Here is a 21,573-nt window from a genome sequence, read left to right as displayed (position 1 = left end):
TGTACTCGGTTGACAGGTTGGAAACCTGTCCTACTTAATCGCCTTCACCATTCTATCTTTTCCAAACATATCTTTCACCACTTCTACGTAGTGAAAACCCTGATTCCAGAATAATTCTGCGGTTTCTAAACCAAGAGCTTGATTAATTTCCACTACACACAAGCCACTTTCTACCAGATTTTTAGCCGCAAATTCTGCAATTTTTTTGTAGAATATCAAAGGATTATCATCATCCACAAAAAGAGCTAAATGTGGCTCATATTCCAATACATTTCTCTCCATTTCCAGCTTTTCGGAGTTCATTACATAAGGTGGATTACTGACGATAATAGTAAGTTTTAGGGGTTGGGGGTTAGGTTTTAGGGTTAAAAAGTCCGTCTTTTCAAAAATTACCTTTACGCCATTTCTTTCAGCATTCTCTTTTGCCACTTTCAAGGCATTTTCTGAAATATCATAAGCGTAAACTTGTGAGTTGGGCAATTCGCAAGCCAATGAAATTGCAATACAACCTGTTCCTGTACCAATATCTAAAATCTTTGCTTCTACCTCAAAATGGCTCTTGTTTACTGCTAACTGATAACTGTTAACTGTTAACAGAACAAGCTCCTCAGTCTCAGGTCTTGGGATTAAAGTATCGGGGGTTACATTAAATTTTCTACCGTAAAATTCTGTTTCACCGATAATATATTGTACAGGTTCTTGAGCTTTTATTCTTTGTATTATCTCCGTAAAATCAAACAATTGAGCAACTGGATTATCTAATAAAATATCTGTCTTAGAGATTTTCAAATAATGCTCTAAAAGCAAATAAACAATACTTTTCGCTTCGTTTTCTTCGTAAACGGAAGTAATTTCGGAAACTAATTGATTGAAAAGTGTCTTTGATAAATTCATATTTTTAGCATAAAACACAAAGTTAACCTTTAAAACCAAGAACAACTAAATGCCCCAATCACAACTCACATCATCATTTTATATGCAACGTGCCTTACAACTCGCTCGCTTAGGGAAAGGGGCTGTGTCGCCCAATCCGATGGTAGGCTGTGTTATTGTGCATGATGGAAAAATCATTGGGGAAGGTTGGCATCGAAAATATGGCGAAGGTCATGCAGAAGTAAATGCGGTAAATTCGGTTGAAGATAAAACATTACTTGCAGAATCTGAGGTTTACGTTACGCTTGAGCCTTGTTCTCATTTTGGGAAAACGCCTCCTTGTGCCGATTTACTGATTAAACATCAAGTTAAAAAGGTAATTGTTTGTAATCTCGACCCTAATCCGTTGGTGGCTGGAAAAGGCATTGAAAAACTCCGTCAGGCAGGAATTGAGGTCGAAATTGGGATTTTAGAAGCTGAAGGAAGAGAAGTTAATAAGCGTTTTTTTACTTTTATTGAGAAACAACGCCCGTATATTATCTTGAAATGGGCGGAATCTGCCGATGGATTTATTGCGAAAAAAGACTTTCAAGCCGTTCAAATTTCTAACTTGCTTTCCCGAAGATTTGTCCATAAAATGCGAGCCGAAGAAGATGCCATCATGGTTGGTACAAATACCGCTCGCTATGATAATCCTAAATTAGACACTCGTTTCTGGACTGGGAAAAATGCTATTAGGGTACTGATTGACAAGGATTTATCTTTATCAAAAGACTTAAATATTTTTGATAATTCACAAGTAACTATTTGTTATAATTTGCTAAAAAACAAGATTTTAAATAATAACATTTGGGTAAAAGTTGAAGAAAATCATTCATTTGAAAAGTTTATCATTCAAGACCTTTATCAAAGAAAAGTACAATCTGTGATTATTGAAGGCGGTACTCTTTTACTACAAAGTTTTATCAACTCAGAACTTTGGGACGAAGCAATTGTTCTGAAAAGCAAGAAGATTTTAGGTGAAGGAATTAACGCTCCCAAATTGAATATAACTGAACATTCAAGAGAAGATTTAGCGGGTGATAGTGTTGTTTGTTATAAATTTTCGGAACGATAAACTATTTGTCCCAGACAAATTTAGACCACAGATTGAACGGATTTTACCGATTTACACAGGGATACACAGTCGGATAAAGTAAAGAAAAATTAGTATAATCTGTTCAATCTGTGGTCTATCTTTTGTCTTGTGACAAACCCTTTATCGTTCCGTAAATTTTTAATCTAAACAAAAACGGCTTCATTTGAAACGAAGCCGTCTTTGAAAAGGAATAATTTTATTTCAGTACCAAAATTTTATGCCTTTTCACACTCCCCAAAGTCTGAACTTGTAGTAAATACACTCCCATTTTTAGATTTTCCAAAGGCTTTATTTCTAAAATTGTCTGTGTTAATTTATCCGATTTTATCTTTATTTCATTGCCTTCAAAATCGGTTAATAGCAATTGGGCTTCATCAGCATCTTCAACTTTCACCTTAAATTCATCGACTAATAAGGGATTCGGGAAAATGCCAAAAGGAACATTTTTATCCTCAATAATGACCGATTGAGGTCGGAAAACTTGTTGTGTTCCGTCTTTATCAATCTGTTTTAAACGGTAATAATTTGTGCCGAAAAGAGCATTTTCATCCATAAAACTATACAACTTCTTGGTTTGAGATGAACCTGCGGCTTCAATATTGGCAATCATTTTATAGTTTACGGCATCTCTGCAATGTTCTAAAACGAAATAATGACTATTAATTTCCGAAGCCGTTTCCCATCGAATATTCACTTTTTGATTATCCGAAACTTGGGTTTGAAAAGAAGTAATTTCTACTGGAACTGCCGATGCTTTTAAGATAATATTGTCTAACCTCAAACGATTCAGAGCAGTTACAGCATCATTTTTCTTGTAAAATCGGAAATAAATATTGGGAAGATTATTATATTCCGTTCCTAAAATCATAGGCCCAGAGCCATTGCATCCTGCGGTTGGTGCAGAAGCATTTAAGTCGCCAATTTTAGAAAAATTTGCTCCATCTGCACTTACTTGGATTTCAAAATTCCCTAAATCAACATCCGACATTCGGTAGTCATAGCTAAAATTGAAAGGACCAATAAAACCGAGCGTACTGGCTTGCACTTGAAGATAATCACCTGTACTCCAACCATTTACAGAAAACCCTTTGCCTGTACAAGCATGTTCGGCAAAATTGCTTAATCCACTGTGCGTAAGCGTTGCAGCCCCAACAGAGGCTGAGATGGGTGGGGGTGTTCCTGCATATTCATTAAATTCAAAACTAAAAACGGTTTGGGCAGTACAAACCTGTAAAAGCCTTAAAATAAGGCAAATAGTAAGAAACGTTTTCATAAAATTTTATAAATCAAAAGTGAGAATCTTCTTTAGGAAAATTGTAAAAATAAGACTATCGTTTGACTTCCCGAAAGTTTTAGAACTTTCGGGAAGCTCCAAGTCGAACATCGTATCGTTTAAATTTACAATTTTCTTTACCACAAAATTAAAAATATCTGTTAATTGGGCAATAAAAAAGGGTAAAAAGGTATTTACCCCTTTTACCCTTAGAAGATATTTAAAATTTTATTTGGCTTGTTTCGGAATAACAATATTCCCTTTCGCTACTGCTTACTTTTCTTGTCTTGATACAAGAAAAGTAACAAAAGAAAATCAAGAAATCCCGAAACTCGCTACGCTCAGACAACGGGATTTCGCAAAGAGCTTACAGTTTATTCCATAAATTCTTCATTTTTAGACATTTACAAAATTCAAACATACTCTTACTATATAACTCTTCTCTATTTTACCCTTCTTTCACAGTATCAATAAAGCATTTTACATTGTCTGGATTGGTATCTGGATAAACGCCGTGTCCTAAGTTTGCGATATGTCTGTGTCCACCAAATTGTTGAATCATTGAACGAGTTTGTTTTCTGATTTCGTCAAATGAACCGTACAATACGCATGGGTCAAGATTTCCTTGTAACGTTTTGGTATCGCCAATCAATTTACGAGATTCGGCAATGTCCATATTCCAATCTAAACCAATTACCTCGCAGTTCAATTTTCCCATTTCTTCACGGGCAAAAAATGCTCCTTTGGCAAAAACCGTTACAGGCACTTCCGTGATGGCATCGCAAATTTGAGAAATGTACGGAAGCGAATAAATACGGTATTGCTCTGGTGAAAGAATGCCCGCCCAAGAGTCAAAAATCTGTACTAAATTGGCTCCTGCAGCAATTTGAGCTTTCAAATAGGCAATTGTTGTATCTGTAATTTTCTGTAAAAGAGCGTGCGAAAGTTCTGATTCGGTATAAAGTGCTTTTTTCGCTTTTGAGAAAGTTTTTGAACCACGACCTTCAATCATATAACAAAGCAATGTAAATGGAGCTCCCGCAAAACCAATCAAAGGTACACGTCCATTCAATTCACGTTTTACAATTTTGATGGCATCCAACACGTATTTCAATTCCTCTTCTGGATTGGCAACTATCAATTTATCCACATCAGCCATTGATTTGATGACATTTGGGAAAATTGGGCCTACTTTTTCTTCCATGATATACGGCAAACCCATTGCTTCGGGAACAACCAAAATATCTGAGAAAATAATGGCAGCATCAACGCCCAAAATATCAACAGGTTGGATTGTTACCTCCGCCGCTAATTCTGGATTGGTTGCCAATTGAATAAAACTACCTGCCTTCTCACGAACGGCACGGTATTCAGCCAAAATTCTTCCTGCCTGACGCATCATCCAAACGGGGGTGCGTTCTACACGCTCACCACGAGCGGCACGTAATAATAAATCGTTTTGTAAAATTTCCATAAAGAAATGTATCTCGACTCTCCTGAACCGAATAAGGATATTCTTTTTAATATCCGATGCAGAAGCATCGGGCAACAAAGATACGATTGAAAGCTGAGAATGGATTTTAATTAGAGCAGGAATTATCGAGTACCTTAAACAATTAGTTAATTTTAGATTCGTTTAAAGTAGGGGTTTCTATACTTTCGGATGTCCCATCAATGAAAAATCATATTCTCTAAATTACGCTATTAACACTTAAACTACTCTTATCTAATGAAAAAACACCTACAATGGTCTGTTATTTATTTTATTTTTATTGCTTCGTTTACCTCTAAAGCTCAATCAACCGAACGATTTACGATTAACGGATATGTCCGTGAAAAAGGCTCTGGCGAGTTACTTCCAGGGGTGAGCGTGTATGTAAAAAACAAAAAAATTGGTATGCAAACCAATAACTATGGTTTTTATTCGCTAACGCTAAACACTTCCGAAGAAATTACGATTGTGTATAGTTTTGTGGGGTATCGTTCGGAAAGCAAGACGCTTAAAATTCCGAAAAAATTAGAAATGAATATCGAACTTACCCCTGATTTTCAAGAACTTAAAGAAGTAACCGTTCGGGCAAACTCTCCCGAACAACAGAAGATTTCCGAGAATGTTCAGATGTCGCAAGTTTCTGTTCCTATTCAACAAATCAAAGAAATCCCTGCTCTTTTGGGCGAAAAAGATGTGCTGAAAGTCTTACAATTGATGCCTGGCGTTCAGAAAGGGTCGGAAGGCAATTCGGGCATTTATGTACGTGGTGGTGGTGCAGACCAAAATCTTTTGATTTTAGACGATGCTCCCGTTTATAATGCTTCTCACCTTTTTGGATTTTTCTCCGTTTTTAATGGTGATGCCCTCAAGTCGGTTGAACTGACAAAAGGCGGTTTCCCTGCTCGTTTTGGAGGTAGATTATCGTCCGTTATTGAGATGCAAATGAAAGAAGGTAATCGTGAAAAACTACACGTAGAGGGTGGCATTGGCTTAATTTCGAGTAGGCTTTTGGTAGAATCTCCGATTGGTAAAAATAAAAAATCGTCTTTTCTCATTTCGGGAAGACGGACGTACATTGATGCTTTAGTTCGTCCATTTATTAACAAAGATGATGGTGACGGTGGCTACTATTTTTATGACCTTAATGCTAAAGTCAATTACGATTTTGGGCAGAATAACAAACTATATCTGAGTGGTTATTTTGGAAAAGACGTTTTCTTTGGCATTGATAAACAAACAGATGGCACACAAAATGAGTTTGGACTTGATTGGGGAAATCAGACGGCTACGCTTCGTTGGAATCATTTGTACAATGAACGCCTTTTTATGAATTCTTCGTTTATTTTCAGTAATTATCAGTTTAAAATTTACGCCATCGACCAATCTATACAACAAAATAAAAAGGTTGAATATGAATTAAGTTATCTTTCAAATATTCGGGATGTGGGTTTTAAAACGGACTTTGATTATTTGCCGAATCCTCAACATTCCATCAAATTCGGTTTTTCAGGAACATTTCACCAGTTTTCGCCAAGTTCAATTGTGGTAAAAGATGATGCTATTGGTAAGTATCAAAACAATGTTGAAAGCATTGAGGCTACCGAAAGTGGAGTGTATGCGGAAGACACTTATAAACCATTTGATAAACTGAAAATCAATGCCGGGATTCGTTTAAGCTCTTTTGCTACCAATAAAGTAAAATATCTAAATCCTGAGCCTCGTGTAGCAATGGCATATTCTGTCCGTAATAACTTGGCTTTCAAGGCTTCATTTGCTACGATGAATCAGTATATTCATTTGCTTTCTAACTCAGGGGCAAGCCTTCCGACTGATTTGTGGGTTCCTTCTACGGATAAACTTCCTGCCCAACGGTCACGCCAATTTGCGATGGGTATGGCTAAGGATTTTAACGAAAAGAACCTTGCCTTAACTGTTGAAGGATATTACAAGGAAATGGATAATATCGTGGCGTATAAAGAAGGCTCTTCGTCATTGTTGCAGGATGGCCCAGAAGAATTAGCGAAGGATAAAGAACAAGGCAAATCGTGGGACGACCAAGTGACTTCGGGCAAAGGGCGTTCTTACGGAGCAGAAATTTTACTACAACGAAAAGTTGGAAAATTGACGGGCTGGATTGGCTACACGCTTTCATGGACAAAACATCAATTTGATGAATTGAATTTTGGGAAAGAATTTTGGGCAAAAAATGACCGCCGCCATGACTTATCGGTAGTTGGTATTTATCATTTATCTCCTCGCACTACCCTTTCTGGAACATGGATTTATGGTACAGGAAATGCTTTGACAGTACCTACGGCGGCTTATACTGCCAATGTTCACAACCCTGGCGTTTCTCCTTTTGGCATTCCTGGAAGTACGGGTTACACTTATAATTATTTCAGAGAATATCCTGATTATGGCGAACGCAATAATTTTAGAGCTGAGGCTTATCACCGTTTAGATATTGGCGTACAGTTTCATAAAATTATGAAAAAAGGACATGAAAGAGTTTGGGAATTCAGTATTTATAATCTCTATAATCGCAAGAATCCGTATTTCTATTCTTTTTCGAATACTTATAACAATGCGACTCAAGCAACTACTCGAAATCTAACTCGCTATTCTTTATTAGGGATTATTCCTTCGTTAAGTTATAGTTTCAAATTCTAATCCTAAACACCGATGAAAACACTTAAATACCTCTTTTTTTTATTATCAACCTGCACAATGCTTTCATGCGAAACGGTGGTTGAAAATATTAATTTACCCTACGAAGAACGTTTGGTGATTGAATCTTTTATTTCCCCACAAGATACCCTTTTGGAAGTAAAAGTGTCTAAAACTCGACCCGTTGTTGGTACTTTTCCAAGTAATCAATCCTATGGAGGTTTTGGCAGTGAAGCAAAACCAATTATTGAAGGAGCAATTGTGGAAATCTCGGATGGGCAGAAAAAAGCGACTTTTCAATTACAAACCATCATTAATCCTTTTGGAACAGAGTATGACCCATCAACAGGCAAACCCATTCCTCAATCACGTAGAGGATATTTTTTGAAGGCGAAAGACTTCCCAATCGTGGCAGGAAAAACTTATACGCTTACTGCCAAAGCACTCAATTTGCCCGATGTTTCGGCTACTTGTACAATTCCCAGTAGGCAATTAATTGATGGTAATGATTTTACTATATTGAAAGGAAGCTCAATTGATTCTATTCAGAATGGTTATTCAAATACGAATGGCGTGATAACAAATAGATATTATACATTATCAAGAAGATTTGATGTAACGGTGAAAGATTTAGTATCCGAAGAAAGTTATTATGCCATTGCTTATTATACTAATAAAATATATAAATATAATGATGGGAAAGGCGGTTTTATTACACAAACTATTACGGAACAACAGTCTTTTAGTGATTTTATCAGTGATTATAAACAGAATGGTAAAACTTTAAATTTTAAAAAGGCAAACATTTCTTTAGGATACTATTCTACCGACTCCAGTAATCCAAATCCACAAAATACACTGGTAATATCCAACAAACTTTCTATTTATTTAGCTGTAACCGATAAGGCTTATTATCAGTATAATAAGGGTTTAATTAACTCGCAAGGAATCAATAATGATGACCCATTTAGTGAAGCCGTTTTGACGTATTCTAATGTAAAAGGCGGACTGGGCGTTTTTGCAGGATATAATATGACTAAAATAGAATATGATTTGTTGAAGTGATAAAATAACGAAACGATAAACTATTTGTCGCAGACAAATTTAGACCACAGATTGAACTGATTTTACGGATTTACACTGGGACACACAGTCAGATAAAATCAGTATAATCCGTTTCATCAGTGGTCTATCGTTCGTATTGTGACAAACCCGTTATTCTTCCGAAATAATAATGCAGACAGGGTTTGAACCCTGTCTGCGTTGAACTAAATTTTGGAACAATTAAAACTTATACTCAAAAACATATTCTCCCGCCCCAGCATCAAATTCAAGTCCTTTTTCAGTAGTTTTTATATTTTGGAAACCTGATTGTGCGATTGTTTTTCCGCCTTCTGTTGCCTCATTTGTACCTTTTGGTAGCGTTATCGTGGCGATAGTATTAGCAGGAATTTTAACGGTTAATTTGATTTTTCCATCTTTCAATTCCCAACCCGAAGCAATTTCTCCGTAAGGACTATTTAACGATGATTTTGCGTAAGACAATTTCGCCGAAGGTTCTGGCTTAATATAAAAATGCTTATAACCCGTTGATTTTGAATCAATTTCTATTCCTGTCACTACTCGATACATCCAATCACCGATTGCTCCGTAAGCATAGTGATTAAACGAGTTCATCCCTACATCTTGAAAAGTGCTATCCACTTTTTGTCCGTCCCAACGTTCCCAAATGGTAGTTGCTCCCATTTTTACAGGATAAAGCCAAGAAGGATAAGTTTCTTGCAAAAGCAAATCATAAGCAACGTCGGTATGTCCGCTTTGAGAAAGTACGTGGCATAAATAAGGCGTTCCCAAAAAGCCCGTTGAAAGGTGATTTTGACGACTTTTAATATCTTTTACTAAATAATCAGCCGCTTTACTTTGCAGATTTTGGGGTAATAAATCAAACATCAAAGCCAAAACATAAGCCGTTTGAGAATCCGAAGCGATACGTCCTGAAGGCGTAACGTATTGTTCATTAAAGGCTTTTTTGATATTTTCTAACAATTGAGCGTACATTTTTGCATCTTCTGTTTTTCCCAAAGCCTCAGCCGATTCTTGCAATAAATGTGTTGAATAGGCAAAAAATGCCTGACAAAGATAATCTCTGTCGGTGTATCCGTCGGGTTCGGTGTGGCTATTCATGGCAGGTTTGTAATAGAGCCAATCCCCAAAAGCACTACCATTTTTCCACAAATAACTATCTCCTGCTTTTTTACGCATAAATTCAACGTAAGCTTTCATGCTTGGATATTGGTTTTCCAATAATTGTTTATCGCCATAGGTCAAATACATCGTCCAAGGGGCAATCACGGCTACATCGCCCCAACCCGCTGAACCTTGTACGGTTTTCATATCCATTTTATTCAAAATATCAGGCACAACAAACGGCACCGAACCGTCGGGGCGTTGGTCGGCGGCTACGTCTTTTAGCCATTTCGTAAAAAATGCCGCTACGTCAAAATTATAAGCTGCCGTTCTGCAAAATGCCTGTGCGTCGCCCGTCCAACCCAAACGTTCATCTCTTTGCGGGCAGTCCGTTGGCACATCTACAAAATTGCCTTTTTGTCCCCATTGAATATTATGTTGCAATTGATTTACAAGCGGATTTGAGCATTCAAAAGTTCCCGTCGGTTTCATGCCCGAATGTACTACTACGCCCGTTAGATTTTCAGGTTTTAAATCCATGCCTTCAATTGAAACATAACGAAAACCCATAAAAGTAAAATGTGGCTCGTAAGTTTCTACGCCTTCACCTTTGAGCGTGTACGTGAGCGTAACTTTGGCAGTTCTAAGATTTTCGATGTAAAAATCTCCGTATTTATCCAAAACCTCAGCGTGACGTAAAACAATTTTTGTTCCCTTCGCTCCCGACACTTTCAAACGCATCCAACCGACCATATTTTGTCCCATATCGGCAACTAAAAGCCCTTTGGGTGTACGGAAAATTTTGAGAGGTTTTATTTCTTCAATTCGCTCAATTTTTGCCCCTTCCGACGATACTAAATTGCTATTATCAAAAGTGGCGGTCGTTACATTTGCCCATTGATTATCGTTAAAAGTCGGTTCGTTCCAAGCTTTTATTTCACGAGTGGCATCATAACTTTCTCCGTCATAAATTTCGTTTACGGTAATCGGAGTATCATTTGTGTATTTCCAAGAACCATCCGAAACAATCGTCTCTTCCGTTCCATTCGCATATTTTACGTTTATTTGACATAAAAGTCCCAAGCGTTTTCCATAGAAACCTCTGTTATTTGTCCAACCCAACGTGCTTCTAAACCAGCCTTCTCCCAACATTGCACCCACTGCATTTGCCCCCGAACGCAACATATTGGTCACATCATAAGATTGATATTGCAAGCGTTTGTGATAGGCTGTCCAACCTGGCGTAAGCACTTCATTCCCTACTTTTTGACCATTCAAACTCAATTCATAATATCCGTGACTCGTGACGTAAGCACGAGCTGAAACAATTTTTCCTTTTAAAGAAAAGCCTTTTCTTAACATCGACGCAGGCGATTTCCCAACTTCCGACATCACTTGTGCGGCAGGTTCAATCCATTGGGACTTCCAGTCATTGAGCGATAAAAGACCCATTTCCCACGATGCCGAATTACTCCAAACCGATTCACGAGCCTGATTATCCCAAATTTTTACTTGCCAAAAATAAGTTTTCCCCGATTGTAAAGGCGTACCTTTGTAGGCTTGTAAAATAGATGCTCCCGAAGCAGTTTTTCCAGAATCCCAAACCAAGTTTTTCTTATCAAACGTTTGGCTTGAGAATACTCTAATTTGGTAAGCTGTTTGTAAAATATTTCGTTCAGAAGACTTCAACTTCCAGCTTAATCGTGGCTTTTGAACATCCACGCCCATTGGATTTTGTTTGTGTTCACAAGTCATTTCAGAGATTTGGACTTGGGCGAAGGTTGAAAAGGTTATCAATAGAAAAAGAGAACAACAACCAAGTAATTTTTGAGTAATTTTCATGTCATGAAGTGTTTTGAAAGAAGGTTAAGATTTTTTATTTCTTCGTAAATTTTAAGTTTATACAAGAATAAATCAAAAAAAGTCAAAGTGTATCATGGGCTTGTCTGTTTAAAGCAAGTAAAATGATGCAAGAGTCACATAATCGGGCGGATGTAATTGCCCTACTAATATGTACCAGTTAAAACTAAATACAAGCGATAAAACGCCAAAATACAAGCAGATTATCCAGTCTGTTATTGCGGATATTGAACGTAACGTTTTGAAGAAAAACGAACAACTCCCTTCTATCAGCGAACTCAGCGAAGAGTATTATTTAGCTCGTGATACTGTCGAAAAAGCCTATCGAGAACTGCGTGAAAGAGGGTTCATTACCTCCGTACAAGGCAAAGGGTATTATGTGAATAGTGGAGAATCCAGAAAAATGCGTATCCTCTTGATTTTCAACAAATTAAGCTCTTACAAGAAATTAATTTATTACGCATTTTTGAAAGTTTTGGGCGATAAAGCTTCTGTTGATTTGCAAATTCATCATTACAACGCCCGACTTTTTGAGGAAATTATTGATAAAAATTTAGGGAAATATAATTACTATGTCGTAATGCCTCATTTTTTTCCTGAAGAAGAAAAAGGCATGGCAATCAAAATTTTAGAGAAAATTCCTGCTAATGAATTGGTGCTTTTAGACAAAGATTTACCCGATTTAAAACACGAATGTTTGTCAGTTTATCAAGATTTTGAACGTGACGTTTCGGAAGCCTTAGAAAGTGCGAGTGACTTACTCACTAAGTATCAGCGACTTGTCTTGGTTTTCCCGAGTGATGGTAATTATCCTGTCGAAATTGTACGTGGAGTTCGTTACTTTTGTGTAAATGCTCATAAAGAATTCGTCATCAAAGAGAACGTTGAAGGTGAAATTTTACAGGCTCAAACCATTTATTTGGTCGTGGAAGAAACCGATTTGGCGGATTTGGTAAAAAAAGCCCGAATGTCGAGTTTTGAAGTTGGAAAAGACATTGGTATTATCTCATTTAATGATACCACTTTAAAGGAATTATTGGGCATTACCGTTATCACAACCGACTTTGAAACGATGGGCAGAACGGCAGCGGCATTATTGTTAGACAAGAAAAAAATCAAAGTAAAAAATCCGTTTTATATGATTCGGAGAGAAACGTTGTGAGTCAAATGGAACACGGATTTTACGGATTAGACACGGTTTTTTTCTTTTTACTCAAAAAACAAAATACTCATTTTTTAATTACACATAGAGATTAGGAAAAATAAAAATCCGTGTCTAATCCGTAAAATCCGTGTGCTATTAATCACAAATCATGAAATCAGAAATTCTTCAATACGTAAAAACCTATTTAGACCAACGAATGCAAACTTCTTTGGATGCCATGCAAGCTGCCCAAGAATCAGCCAATGGTGAATCAAAATCTTCGGCAGGTGATAAATATGAAACCTCTCGTGCCATGGGGCAACTCGACCGTAATATGCACGCCCGTATGTATCAGCAAACGCTTGAGGAACGTAAATTGGTAGAACGTATTGATGAAACTGCCCCTTTCAGAAAAGGTGCTTTGGGAGCATTTTTGAAAACCTCAATGGGTGATTTTTTCCTTTCGGTAAGTATTGGTCAGGTAGATTTGGATGGAAAAAAAATAATGATTATTTCGCCACAATCGCCCATTGGAGCATTATTATTAGGAAAAGGCGTTGATGATAAATTTAGTTTTAGAGGGAAGGAATCGGTTATTTTAGAGGTTTTGTAACATAATAATAGATTACTAACGTTCCTAAGCGTTTTAAACGTTTAGGAACGTTTAGATTCTCAAAGGTTAATTCAACCTCCTCACAATCAAACTATTAATTACTTCGTAAAACTGTAAGGGTTTCATGGTTCGCCAATTATTTACATTCAATGTTCCACCCATATTGATGTAAATATCGAGATTATATTTGGCAAATTCTCTTTCTACGTGTGCTTGAAAATTGCAAGCTGCAATCCAACCATCTTCCACATCTTCAAACCATTCTGCATAATATTCATCGTCTGAACCGTGAAAATTTAAAACATTTTCGCCTAATAAAACGAATTTATTGATACCTTGATAAACAAGATGGTCGATAACTTCACGCTTGAAAAACATGATGTCATTGTGTAGCGTATCATTCCATTCGCCAAACATTTCGATGATGGCAAATTTTCGTTCATAATCCGCAAAAAGGATTTTACAATAGAGCGTTTCCGAGCCAATTTCATCCCACATTGGGTGAATGTAATAACCGTAAATAGTGTTTTCGTAATAATCCAAATTATAAAGTCGCTCGTAAAAAGGTGAGCGAGCATCACGGGAAGCCACATAAAATTCCTCCCAACGATAATGTGGTTCAAGGTCTTGCATAAAATTACTTTAGTTTTGATAGGGGTTGGGATTTAGAATTTTGTTCTACAAAAGAATCATTTTCAGACATTTGAATAAAATCAAAAATGGCGTTTAATTAGATGCAACAGTCGTTCGGTTCAGAAGTTGGTCTAATGATTCTAAACCTTGATTAATAACAAGTTACAGCACTAATGCCTAACAACTAAAACCTAAAACCTACTTTCTTATAGTTTTCAACGATATATTTTTCTATTTTGTTACACCAAATGACAATCTTTTACCAAGAAAATAGAAATCAATGCAAGGTTTAAATCTCTGAAGTATTTAGGCTCACGAAAAATGTTTTAACTTTACAAAATGACAGAAATACCAGCATTCAAAAAGAATCTCCCGACCCAAATTGCAGTATTGGGTGGTGGTAGTTGGGCTACGGCAATCATTAAGATTTTAACCGAAAATAATGTAAAAATCAAGTGGTGGTTACGCCGTAAATCGGACGTAGATTTTATCAAAAAATACAATCATAATCCCTCGTATTTGACTGATGCTCCGCTCAATCCAAGAAAAGTAAAAGCGTATTACAAAATGTACGATGCTCTACAAGGCGTTGATTATGTGATACTTGCAGTACCTGCGGCTTTCGTGCCTGATGCCTTAAAAAACTTAACTCGCAATCATTTTGCGGGTAAAAAAGTTGTTTCGGCAATTAAAGGTATGATTCCAGAAGAGAATATGCTGGTAACCGACTGGATGGAAAAAGTCTTTGGCGTACCGCTTACGCAAATGTGTGTGATAGCAGGCCCTTGCCATGCCGAAGAGGTTGCACAAGAAAAGCAATCGTATTTGACTATCGGTTCGCCTAATATTCAATTGGCTCAGGAGTTTTCAAATTTAATGACCTGCCGATACATTCAGGCGAATCCCGTAGCAGATTTGTATGGTGTTGAATACTGTGCGGTTATTAAAAATATTGTGGCAATGGCGTGCGGAATTACGCATGGATTGGGTTTTGGGGATAATTTCCAAGCGGTAATGGTTTCCAATGCGATGCAAGAAATCAAGCGGTTTTTGGATATTGTTTATCCACAGGCTAACCGAGATTTGCACAGTTCGGGCTATTTGGGCGACTTATTGGTAACGGCTTATTCGCAATTTTCAAGAAACCGTACCTTCGGAAATATGATTGGTCGTGGATATTCGGTAAAGTCGGCACAAATAGAAATGAACATGGTGGCAGAAGGATATTATGCCGTGAAAAGTATCCATAAAATCAATGAATTACACGATGTTGAAATGCCAATCATTGATTCTGTTTATAGAATTCTCTACGAAAAAGCTAATCCAATGGCTGAAATTGGGGTTTTGAAAGGATTTTTGAAGTAGAAATTTAGATTAAAAAGATTAGCCAGATTTTAGAGTTTGGCTAATCTTTTCGGAACTATCTACAATTTGTCGCAGAATAAAATTAGCCCACAGATTTTACTGATTCAACGGATTTACACGGATAAATTTAAAGAAAAATCAGTGTAAATCTGTTTTATCTGTTCTATCCGTGGGCTAATTTTGTCTTGCGACAAATAGTAGATAATTCCGTACTATCTACAATTTGTCACAGAATAAAATTAGACCACAGATTGTACTGATTAAACGGATTTACACGGATAAATTCAAAGAAAAATCAGTGTAAATCTGTTTTATCTGTTCTATCCGTGGTCTAATTTTATTCTGTGACAAATAGTAGATAATTCCGTATCTTTTTTAAGAATTATTACAAAGATAGAAAGCCCAAAATTGTTACATTCAACGTTACAGACGCATTTGCTTTCACCGAAATACTACTCAAACTAATTAAGCTATTGATATTAGCCATACTTTGCAAGGTAAATTGACCACTGCCTGTATTTTTGTAATTGGCAAAACGGAGTTCGTAGTCGCCTTCTTCCAAAAATGCTAAATTATAATTCCCATTTCCATCTGCCACACAACTTGTCTCTGCATTTTTAAATTGTACGTTTCCACTGCCTTGTCCTTTCGTTTCAGTAGCATTATAAGTGCCTTTTTTGTAAGCATAAACAATTAACTTACTATTGGTTTCTTTGTAATTGGCACAATTTCCTTTGATTGCCCCTGCTTGTGTTTTTACCAACACACGAGTGGAAGCGTTCAAGTCGCCCGAACTCACAAAACGATAACCACCCGCAGCACTTCCATTTTCATCCATTACGGCTTTTCGAATGTCAAAATCAAGCACTAAATTGGTCTGTTGATTTTCTTTTACCTCAAACGCTTTTGAACTCACCACTTCCGTTTGTCCAGTAACTGAACCCGTCAAATTATACTTGGTATTATCAGTTGCCAAAGCATAGCAACCTGGTGCATTTCCATTTTGGTCGGTAGCATTGTCCAAAATCAGGGAAATATTGTTGTATGTTCCCGTTTGAATATTCCCCAAGCCTAAAGCCGCCACATTTCCATTTTGATACGCTGATAATTCTATGGTCTTTTTACCATTAAATCCACTAAATTTTTTACCGTCAATTCTCACTTCCGTCACCGTCACAAATGTTCCTTTTACATTGGCATCATCTGAAGGTGCGTCTGTAATTTCTACATTTATCGTTCCTTTCGCTCCCGTTGTAGTATTATCATCAGGGCTTACTGAATCTTCATTTTTATTGCAAGATTGCAATACAGAGGCTGTCATTAAGATGACTACGGCTAAAATACTTTGCTTTAATTTAATCATATTTGTTTGTTGTTTGATTTATAAAACAAACGACAAACGAATAATATTTGGATGTAGTAGATTGAGTGAACGGTAAATTTTTGAAAAACTTTTTCCTTAATTCTTTAAAAATCAGATATTTATATTTTTCAATTTTTACTCTCCCGAATCCTCTTAAACCGACGTTTGAACTGATAACGAGCTACCGCCTGTACCGCAAACACCATATCTTCAGTTTTATTTTCACTCAAAAATTTAGCTTCCACACCAAGTCCAAATTTCTTAGAGATTGGGTAAATATAACCCACTGCAAACTGCAAATTTGAAAACGCCATCGTTGAGCTTTCTGATTGATTGCCAAGAGCATTTGCCAAAGCATGATGAATAGAAACGCCCGTTGCCGCAGAAGCATAAAACCGCTTGAATATTCGCATTTGGACACAAAACAAAATGGGCGTTACTGATAAACTTGCCGTATTAACGTTTTTTCCTTCTGATAATTGAACTTCATAAACTTGATAATGACCTGCCTCAATACCCAAACTCAAACGGTGTTCAGGCTCCCACATAAATCGAATGGATGAACAACTAAAATTTTGTCGTAAACCTACTCTTCGGGAGTCAATTTGTAAAGTATTTATGTAATGACTGATACCTGTTCCTGCGGTAATACTCACGCCTCTGGCTACACTATCTCGGGTATTCCAAGTTTTTTGAGCCGTTCCTACATGAGCCATAAAGCAAATGAATAGTATGTGTAATATTTTTCTCATGGTATTATCTCAAATAATGATAATAAGAAACGATGGTCGGATAATTTGTAAGAATACCGTCAAAATCACCTTCTCTGATATACTTTTTGATGAAGCCTTCATTATCTAATGTCCAACAAAAAACCTTTCTATTTTGGGCGTGCATCGTATTTATATCCGACGTTAATAAGCCTAAAGTCCATCTCGGAGCCCATACTTTTGCGTTAATATTGGTAACATCATCAACCGTTAATTCACATAAGGACGGAATAGTTTGATAGCTTGGATAAGTCTTAAAGAAATCTAAAACTTGTTGTTCGGGCAAGCCAATATAAATAGACAAATCCCGATTTTTCTGTTTAGCACGTTCCAACATTTTTTGTTGAATCGGAATAACTTTCGCCATTGCATTATTTACCGATTTCATATCTAACCAAACCACATTCAAACGGGTACTGTCAACGACTTTCAAAAGGGCATCTTCCAAAGTCGGGATTTTCTCGCCGTTAACTAATCGAATAAATCTCGAAATTTCGGCAAAGGTATAATCCGAAATTGGTCCATTCAAAGGGCTTTTTTTCGTTAGTCTTATGTTAATATCTTCGTCGTGATACAAAACTGGCACATTATCTTTGGTCAGTCTTACGTCGATTTCAATGCCTGTTGAACCAAAATTTTCAGTAACACCAATCATTTCCAAGGTATTTTCAGAAATAGATAATAAATCAGACGTTCTTCCTCCCGAACGGTGAGCTAAAATGTGAAAATCATCTTTTAAAACTTTTTGAGAAAATGGTTTTACAAACACCATTTCAAATTCTTCTTTCGCTGAATTATTCCCAAAACCGTAACTTCCTTTTACTATCAAATTGGGAACTCGTGCTTGATTTTGGCTCAAAATAACATTGCTTCCATCACTTGGATTTAGTTGTAAATTAAAACCTCCTGTTTCGCTATTTAGGGCGTATCGCCAATAACCATAAACGTAAATTGACGAATCTTTTTTAACGCCTTTTGTCACGGCATAAAGCCCGTTTACTCCTCCAAAAATGGACAAATTATTTTGATTATTCCATTTCAAAATAAGTGTATCTCCAAACACGGCACGTCCTTTCGTAACCTTATAAATCCCTTCCATTTTCTGTTTTGAAGTTGCACTTAATGGTTGTCCATCGCTAATGGGAGGCGTAATGTTTACCGCTTCGGGGAGGTCATAGTCATTGCAACTACTCAGTAAGGTGATTATCAGTAGAAGTAATATATGTTTAACGCAGGTAGCGTTTTGAACGCTACCTGCGTTTGTATTTTCAAACGTTTTACAGAATTTATATTTTTTTGTCAATTTCATACTAAAAATAAAATCATTGTTTTAATTAATTTAACGCAAAAAATAGCAGTGTCACTCCTATTTAATAATCAATCCCAAGAAAAATTCTATGTTATGATATTTACGATTAAAAGCCGTAAAAGCAGGCCAAACTGGATAATAATATTTCACGTAATTATCCCGACAACCAACAATCATCACATGGTTTGCCCAAAGGCGTTGTTCAACATACACACCTAATGCTCCACCATTGAAAAAATCCTTCAATTCGGTCACTTTTATACCTCCTGCCGTAGTATTTATGTAGGTAATTGCATTAAGTTCTGATTTCACCGTAATCGCAATATCTTTTACCTTAAACCCGATGGAAAGATTGGGATAATGCGACCAAGCGGACGTTCTATTATCAAAACCATATTGGGTTAATGCCCCAAAAATAAAACCTACATCATAACCTACTTTGGCAGAAAAAACCTTCCCTTGTTTATTCCAATGCACACCCGTCCGCACCTGATTTGCCATATAAATTGAACTGACATTTACAGAAGCATCAAAACCTTTCGGAAGTCCGATGGTGGCGTACAAATCAATCAATGGGATTCGTAGAGCAGATTCTACATAATCTAAGGGGAATTTTGTTGAAGAAAGCCCCACTGCTGCCTTTAACTCCCCAGACTTCCACACATGAGGCAACATAAAACTATTCTTTTCAATATTAAAAACCCTCCTCGGACGCACAGGAATACTATCAGTTTGGGCAACCAAATTGAAGGTAATAAAAACCGCAAAAAGTAATAGTGTAAATCGTAAATTCATATAAATTGAGCCAAAAAACGATTGGAGAGTGGTTGAGGAATTAAAAATTATGAGAGATTAAGTACACTGTTTAATAAGTTTTCTGAATAATTTTCATCCTAAAATGTTTGATTGGAGAACTTCCCGAAAGTTTTAGAACTTTCGGGAAGTTGAAATAACATATTAAACAGTGTATTAAGTCTATTATCGAAAGTCATTGTTTGCCTTTTCACTTATAAACTCATAAACCCAGTCCTCATTAACCATTTAATTCATCACAAGTTTACATCAAAAAATTATGCCTTTATCAAATACTTCATATAAATCTCCGCTGAAGCCCTGTATCTTTGCACCTTCTTTCAATTCTTAAAAAGAATATTAGTGTTTAGGACAAACCTAAATCCTAATTCCTAAATATGATTTCAGTAGATAACGTAACGGTTGAGTTCGGTGGACGAGCTTTGTTTAGTGATGTAACTTTCAACATCAACGAAAAAGATAGAATAGCCCTCATGGGTAAAAATGGGGCGGGAAAATCGACCTTGTTGAAAATTATCGCAGGAGCTGATAAAGCTACCAGAGGTAAAATTTCTGCTCCAGGCGATGCCGTAATTGCGTATCTTCCTCAGCATCTTTTGATGGAAGATGACAGCACTGTTTTTGAAGAAACTACGAAGGCTTTTTCAAAAATTTTAGACATGAAAAACGAAATTGATGAATTAAATCATCAATTAGAAACTCGTACAGACTACGAATCTGACGCTTACATGGCTATTATTGAGCGTGTTTCGGAAGTGAGTGAGAAATATTATTCAATCGAAGAAATCAATTTTGATGCAGAAGTTGAGAAAACTTTATTGGGATTAGGTTTTGTCCGTACAGATTTTACCCGTAAAACCTCTGAGTTTAGTGGTGGCTGGCGTATGCGGATTGAATTGGCAAAAATCCTGTTACAAAACCCTGATTTGATTCTTTTAGATGAACCTACGAACCACTTGGATATTGAGTCAATTCAATGGTTAGAAGAGTTTTTGATGAATTCTGCCAAAGCCGTAATCGTTATTTCTCACGATAGAGCTTTTGTGGATAATATCACTAATCGTACCATTGAAATCACGATGGGACGTATTTATGACTATAAAGTAAATTATTCGCATTATCTCCAACTTCGTAAAGAACGTCAGGAACAACAGCAAAAACAGTTTGCCGAACAGCAGCGATTTATTGCGGATACCACCGAATTTATTGACCGTTTCAAGGGAACTTATTCAAAGACTTTGCAAGTACAATCGAGAGTGAAAATGCTCGAAAAATTGGATATTGTGGAAGTGGATGAAGTGGATACTTCGGCTTTACATTTGAAATTTCCGCCTGCTCCACGTTCTGGCAATTATCCCGTTATTGTGGAAGATTTAACGAAAAAATACGACGACCATTTGGTTTTCAAAGATGCAAGATTGACGATAGAAAGAGGAGAAAAAGTAGCTTTCGTGGGTAAAAACGGAGAAGGAAAATCTACACTCGTGAAAGCTATCATGGGCGAAATTGACTTTGAAGGCGAAATGAAATTGGGTCATAACTCAATGATTGGTTATTTTGCTCAAAATCAAGCAGCACTTTTAGACGGAGATTTAACGGTTTTCCAAACGATTGATAACATTGCAGTTGGCGAAATTAGAACAAAAATCAAAGATATTTTAGGAGCATTTATGTTTGGTGGCGACGATGTTCACAAGAAAGTAAACGTATTGTCGGGTGGAGAAAGAACTCGTTTGGCAATGGTAAAACTCCTCCTTGAGCCAGTCAATTTATTAATCTTAGATGAGCCAACTAACCACTTGGATTTAAAAACTAAAGACATTTTAAAAGATGCTTTAAAGGCTTTTGAAGGAACAATAATTTTGATTTCTCACGATAGAGATTTCTTAAACGGACTTGCCGAAAAAGTCTTCGAATTTGGTAATAAACGAGTAACCGAGCATTTTGAAGACATTAACGGTTTTTTGCGGAACAAGAAAATGGAGAATTTAAAGGAAATTGAGCGAAAGGGAAAATGATATTCTGTAATTTGTAAATTTATAAATTTGTAAATTTGTCTCTTGTAGAGACAAG

16 protein-coding genes are annotated in these 21,573 nt (G+C 36.6%); 7 read left to right on the top strand and 9 right to left on the bottom strand.

Annotated elements, in window-relative coordinates; translation table 11 throughout:
• Window positions 1-30: 30 nt before the first annotated feature.
• Entirely contained in the window at window positions 31-894 is an 864-nt protein-coding gene (gene prmC, locus VB796_RS02860; RefSeq protein WP_323344997.1) for a peptide chain release factor N(5)-glutamine methyltransferase, read from the bottom strand.
• A 49-nt stretch (window positions 895-943) separates the two neighbouring features.
• On the opposite strand from prmC, the gene ribD reads away from it, so the two are divergent.
• Window positions 944-1,990: a bifunctional diaminohydroxyphosphoribosylaminopyrimidine deaminase/5-amino-6-(5-phosphoribosylamino)uracil reductase RibD gene (gene ribD / locus VB796_RS02855; protein ID WP_323344996.1), complete on the top strand. Its 1,047-nt coding sequence runs from the start codon at window positions 944-946 to the stop codon at window positions 1,988-1,990.
• A gap of 217 nt (window positions 1,991-2,207) precedes the next feature.
• Here the strand turns inward: ribD and VB796_RS02850 are convergent, their stop codons facing one another.
• Both VB796_RS02850 and hemE read right to left on the bottom strand, forming a co-directional pair.
• Complete coding sequence (locus VB796_RS02850; RefSeq protein ID WP_323344995.1) at window positions 2,208-3,284, bottom strand: T9SS type A sorting domain-containing protein; 1,077 nt, start codon at window positions 3,282-3,284, stop codon at window positions 2,208-2,210.
• A gap of 448 nt (window positions 3,285-3,732) precedes the next feature.
• A complete protein-coding gene (gene hemE, locus VB796_RS02845; RefSeq protein ID WP_323344994.1) occupies window positions 3,733-4,758 on the bottom strand; it encodes a uroporphyrinogen decarboxylase in 1,026 nt (341 codons plus the stop codon).
• A 255-nt stretch (window positions 4,759-5,013) separates the two neighbouring features.
• Here hemE and VB796_RS02840 point away from each other — a divergent pair, with 255 nt between their 5' ends.
• Complete coding sequence (locus VB796_RS02840; protein WP_323344993.1) at window positions 5,014-7,446, top strand: TonB-dependent receptor; 2,433 nt, start codon at window positions 5,014-5,016, stop codon at window positions 7,444-7,446.
• A gap of 12 nt (window positions 7,447-7,458) precedes the next feature.
• Window positions 7,459-8,508, top strand: a complete 1,050-nt coding sequence (locus tag VB796_RS02835) for a DUF4249 domain-containing protein (protein ID WP_323344992.1) — start codon at window positions 7,459-7,461, stop codon at window positions 8,506-8,508.
• A gap of 219 nt (window positions 8,509-8,727) precedes the next feature.
• Here VB796_RS02835 and VB796_RS02830 read toward each other — a convergent pair whose 3' ends face one another.
• On the bottom strand, window positions 8,728-11,472 hold the full coding sequence (locus VB796_RS02830; RefSeq protein ID WP_323344991.1) for an alpha-L-rhamnosidase: 2,745 nt from the start codon (window positions 11,470-11,472) through the stop codon (window positions 8,728-8,730).
• Between the two features lie 169 nt (window positions 11,473-11,641).
• On the opposite strand from VB796_RS02830, the gene VB796_RS02825 reads away from it, so the two are divergent.
• A complete protein-coding gene (locus tag VB796_RS02825; protein WP_323344990.1) occupies window positions 11,642-12,652 on the top strand; it encodes a GntR family transcriptional regulator in 1,011 nt (336 codons plus the stop codon).
• A gap of 151 nt (window positions 12,653-12,803) precedes the next feature.
• Entirely contained in the window at window positions 12,804-13,247 is a 444-nt protein-coding gene (locus VB796_RS02820) for a transcription elongation factor (protein ID WP_323344989.1), read from the top strand.
• A gap of 66 nt (window positions 13,248-13,313) precedes the next feature.
• Here the strand turns inward: VB796_RS02820 and VB796_RS02815 are convergent, their stop codons facing one another.
• On the bottom strand, window positions 13,314-13,880 hold the full coding sequence (locus VB796_RS02815; RefSeq protein WP_323344988.1) for a hypothetical protein: 567 nt from the start codon (window positions 13,878-13,880) through the stop codon (window positions 13,314-13,316).
• 339 nt (window positions 13,881-14,219) lie between these two features.
• Here VB796_RS02815 and VB796_RS02810 point away from each other — a divergent pair, with 339 nt between their 5' ends.
• Complete coding sequence (locus VB796_RS02810; RefSeq protein WP_323344987.1) at window positions 14,220-15,245, top strand: NAD(P)H-dependent glycerol-3-phosphate dehydrogenase; 1,026 nt, start codon at window positions 14,220-14,222, stop codon at window positions 15,243-15,245.
• A gap of 385 nt (window positions 15,246-15,630) precedes the next feature.
• Here VB796_RS02810 and VB796_RS02805 read toward each other — a convergent pair whose 3' ends face one another.
• The 4 genes from VB796_RS02805 to VB796_RS02790 form a co-directional block, all read right to left on the bottom strand.
• Window positions 15,631-16,608: a DUF4382 domain-containing protein gene (locus tag VB796_RS02805; RefSeq protein WP_323344986.1), complete on the bottom strand. Its 978-nt coding sequence runs from the start codon at window positions 16,606-16,608 to the stop codon at window positions 15,631-15,633.
• 128 nt (window positions 16,609-16,736) lie between these two features.
• Window positions 16,737-17,360: a hypothetical protein gene (locus tag VB796_RS02800; RefSeq protein ID WP_323344985.1), complete on the bottom strand. Its 624-nt coding sequence runs from the start codon at window positions 17,358-17,360 to the stop codon at window positions 16,737-16,739.
• 4 nt (window positions 17,361-17,364) lie between these two features.
• Complete coding sequence (locus VB796_RS02795; protein WP_323344984.1) at window positions 17,365-18,687, bottom strand: glycerophosphodiester phosphodiesterase; 1,323 nt, start codon at window positions 18,685-18,687, stop codon at window positions 17,365-17,367.
• A 57-nt stretch (window positions 18,688-18,744) separates the two neighbouring features.
• Window positions 18,745-19,482, bottom strand: a complete 738-nt coding sequence (locus tag VB796_RS02790; protein ID WP_323344983.1) for a hypothetical protein — start codon at window positions 19,480-19,482, stop codon at window positions 18,745-18,747.
• 395 nt (window positions 19,483-19,877) lie between these two features.
• Between VB796_RS02790 and VB796_RS02785 the strand changes: the two genes are divergently transcribed.
• Window positions 19,878-21,518, top strand: a complete 1,641-nt coding sequence (locus tag VB796_RS02785) for an ABC-F family ATP-binding cassette domain-containing protein (RefSeq protein WP_323344982.1) — start codon at window positions 19,878-19,880, stop codon at window positions 21,516-21,518.
• Window positions 21,519-21,573 lie beyond the last annotated feature (55 nt).

The sequence above is a fragment of the Arcicella sp. LKC2W genome, assembly GCF_034931005.1.
Classification (GTDB): Bacteria; Bacteroidota; Bacteroidia; order Cytophagales; family Spirosomataceae; genus Arcicella.
Note: the sequence above shows the minus strand (reverse complement) of the source record. Positions and strands in the feature narration are given on the sequence as shown.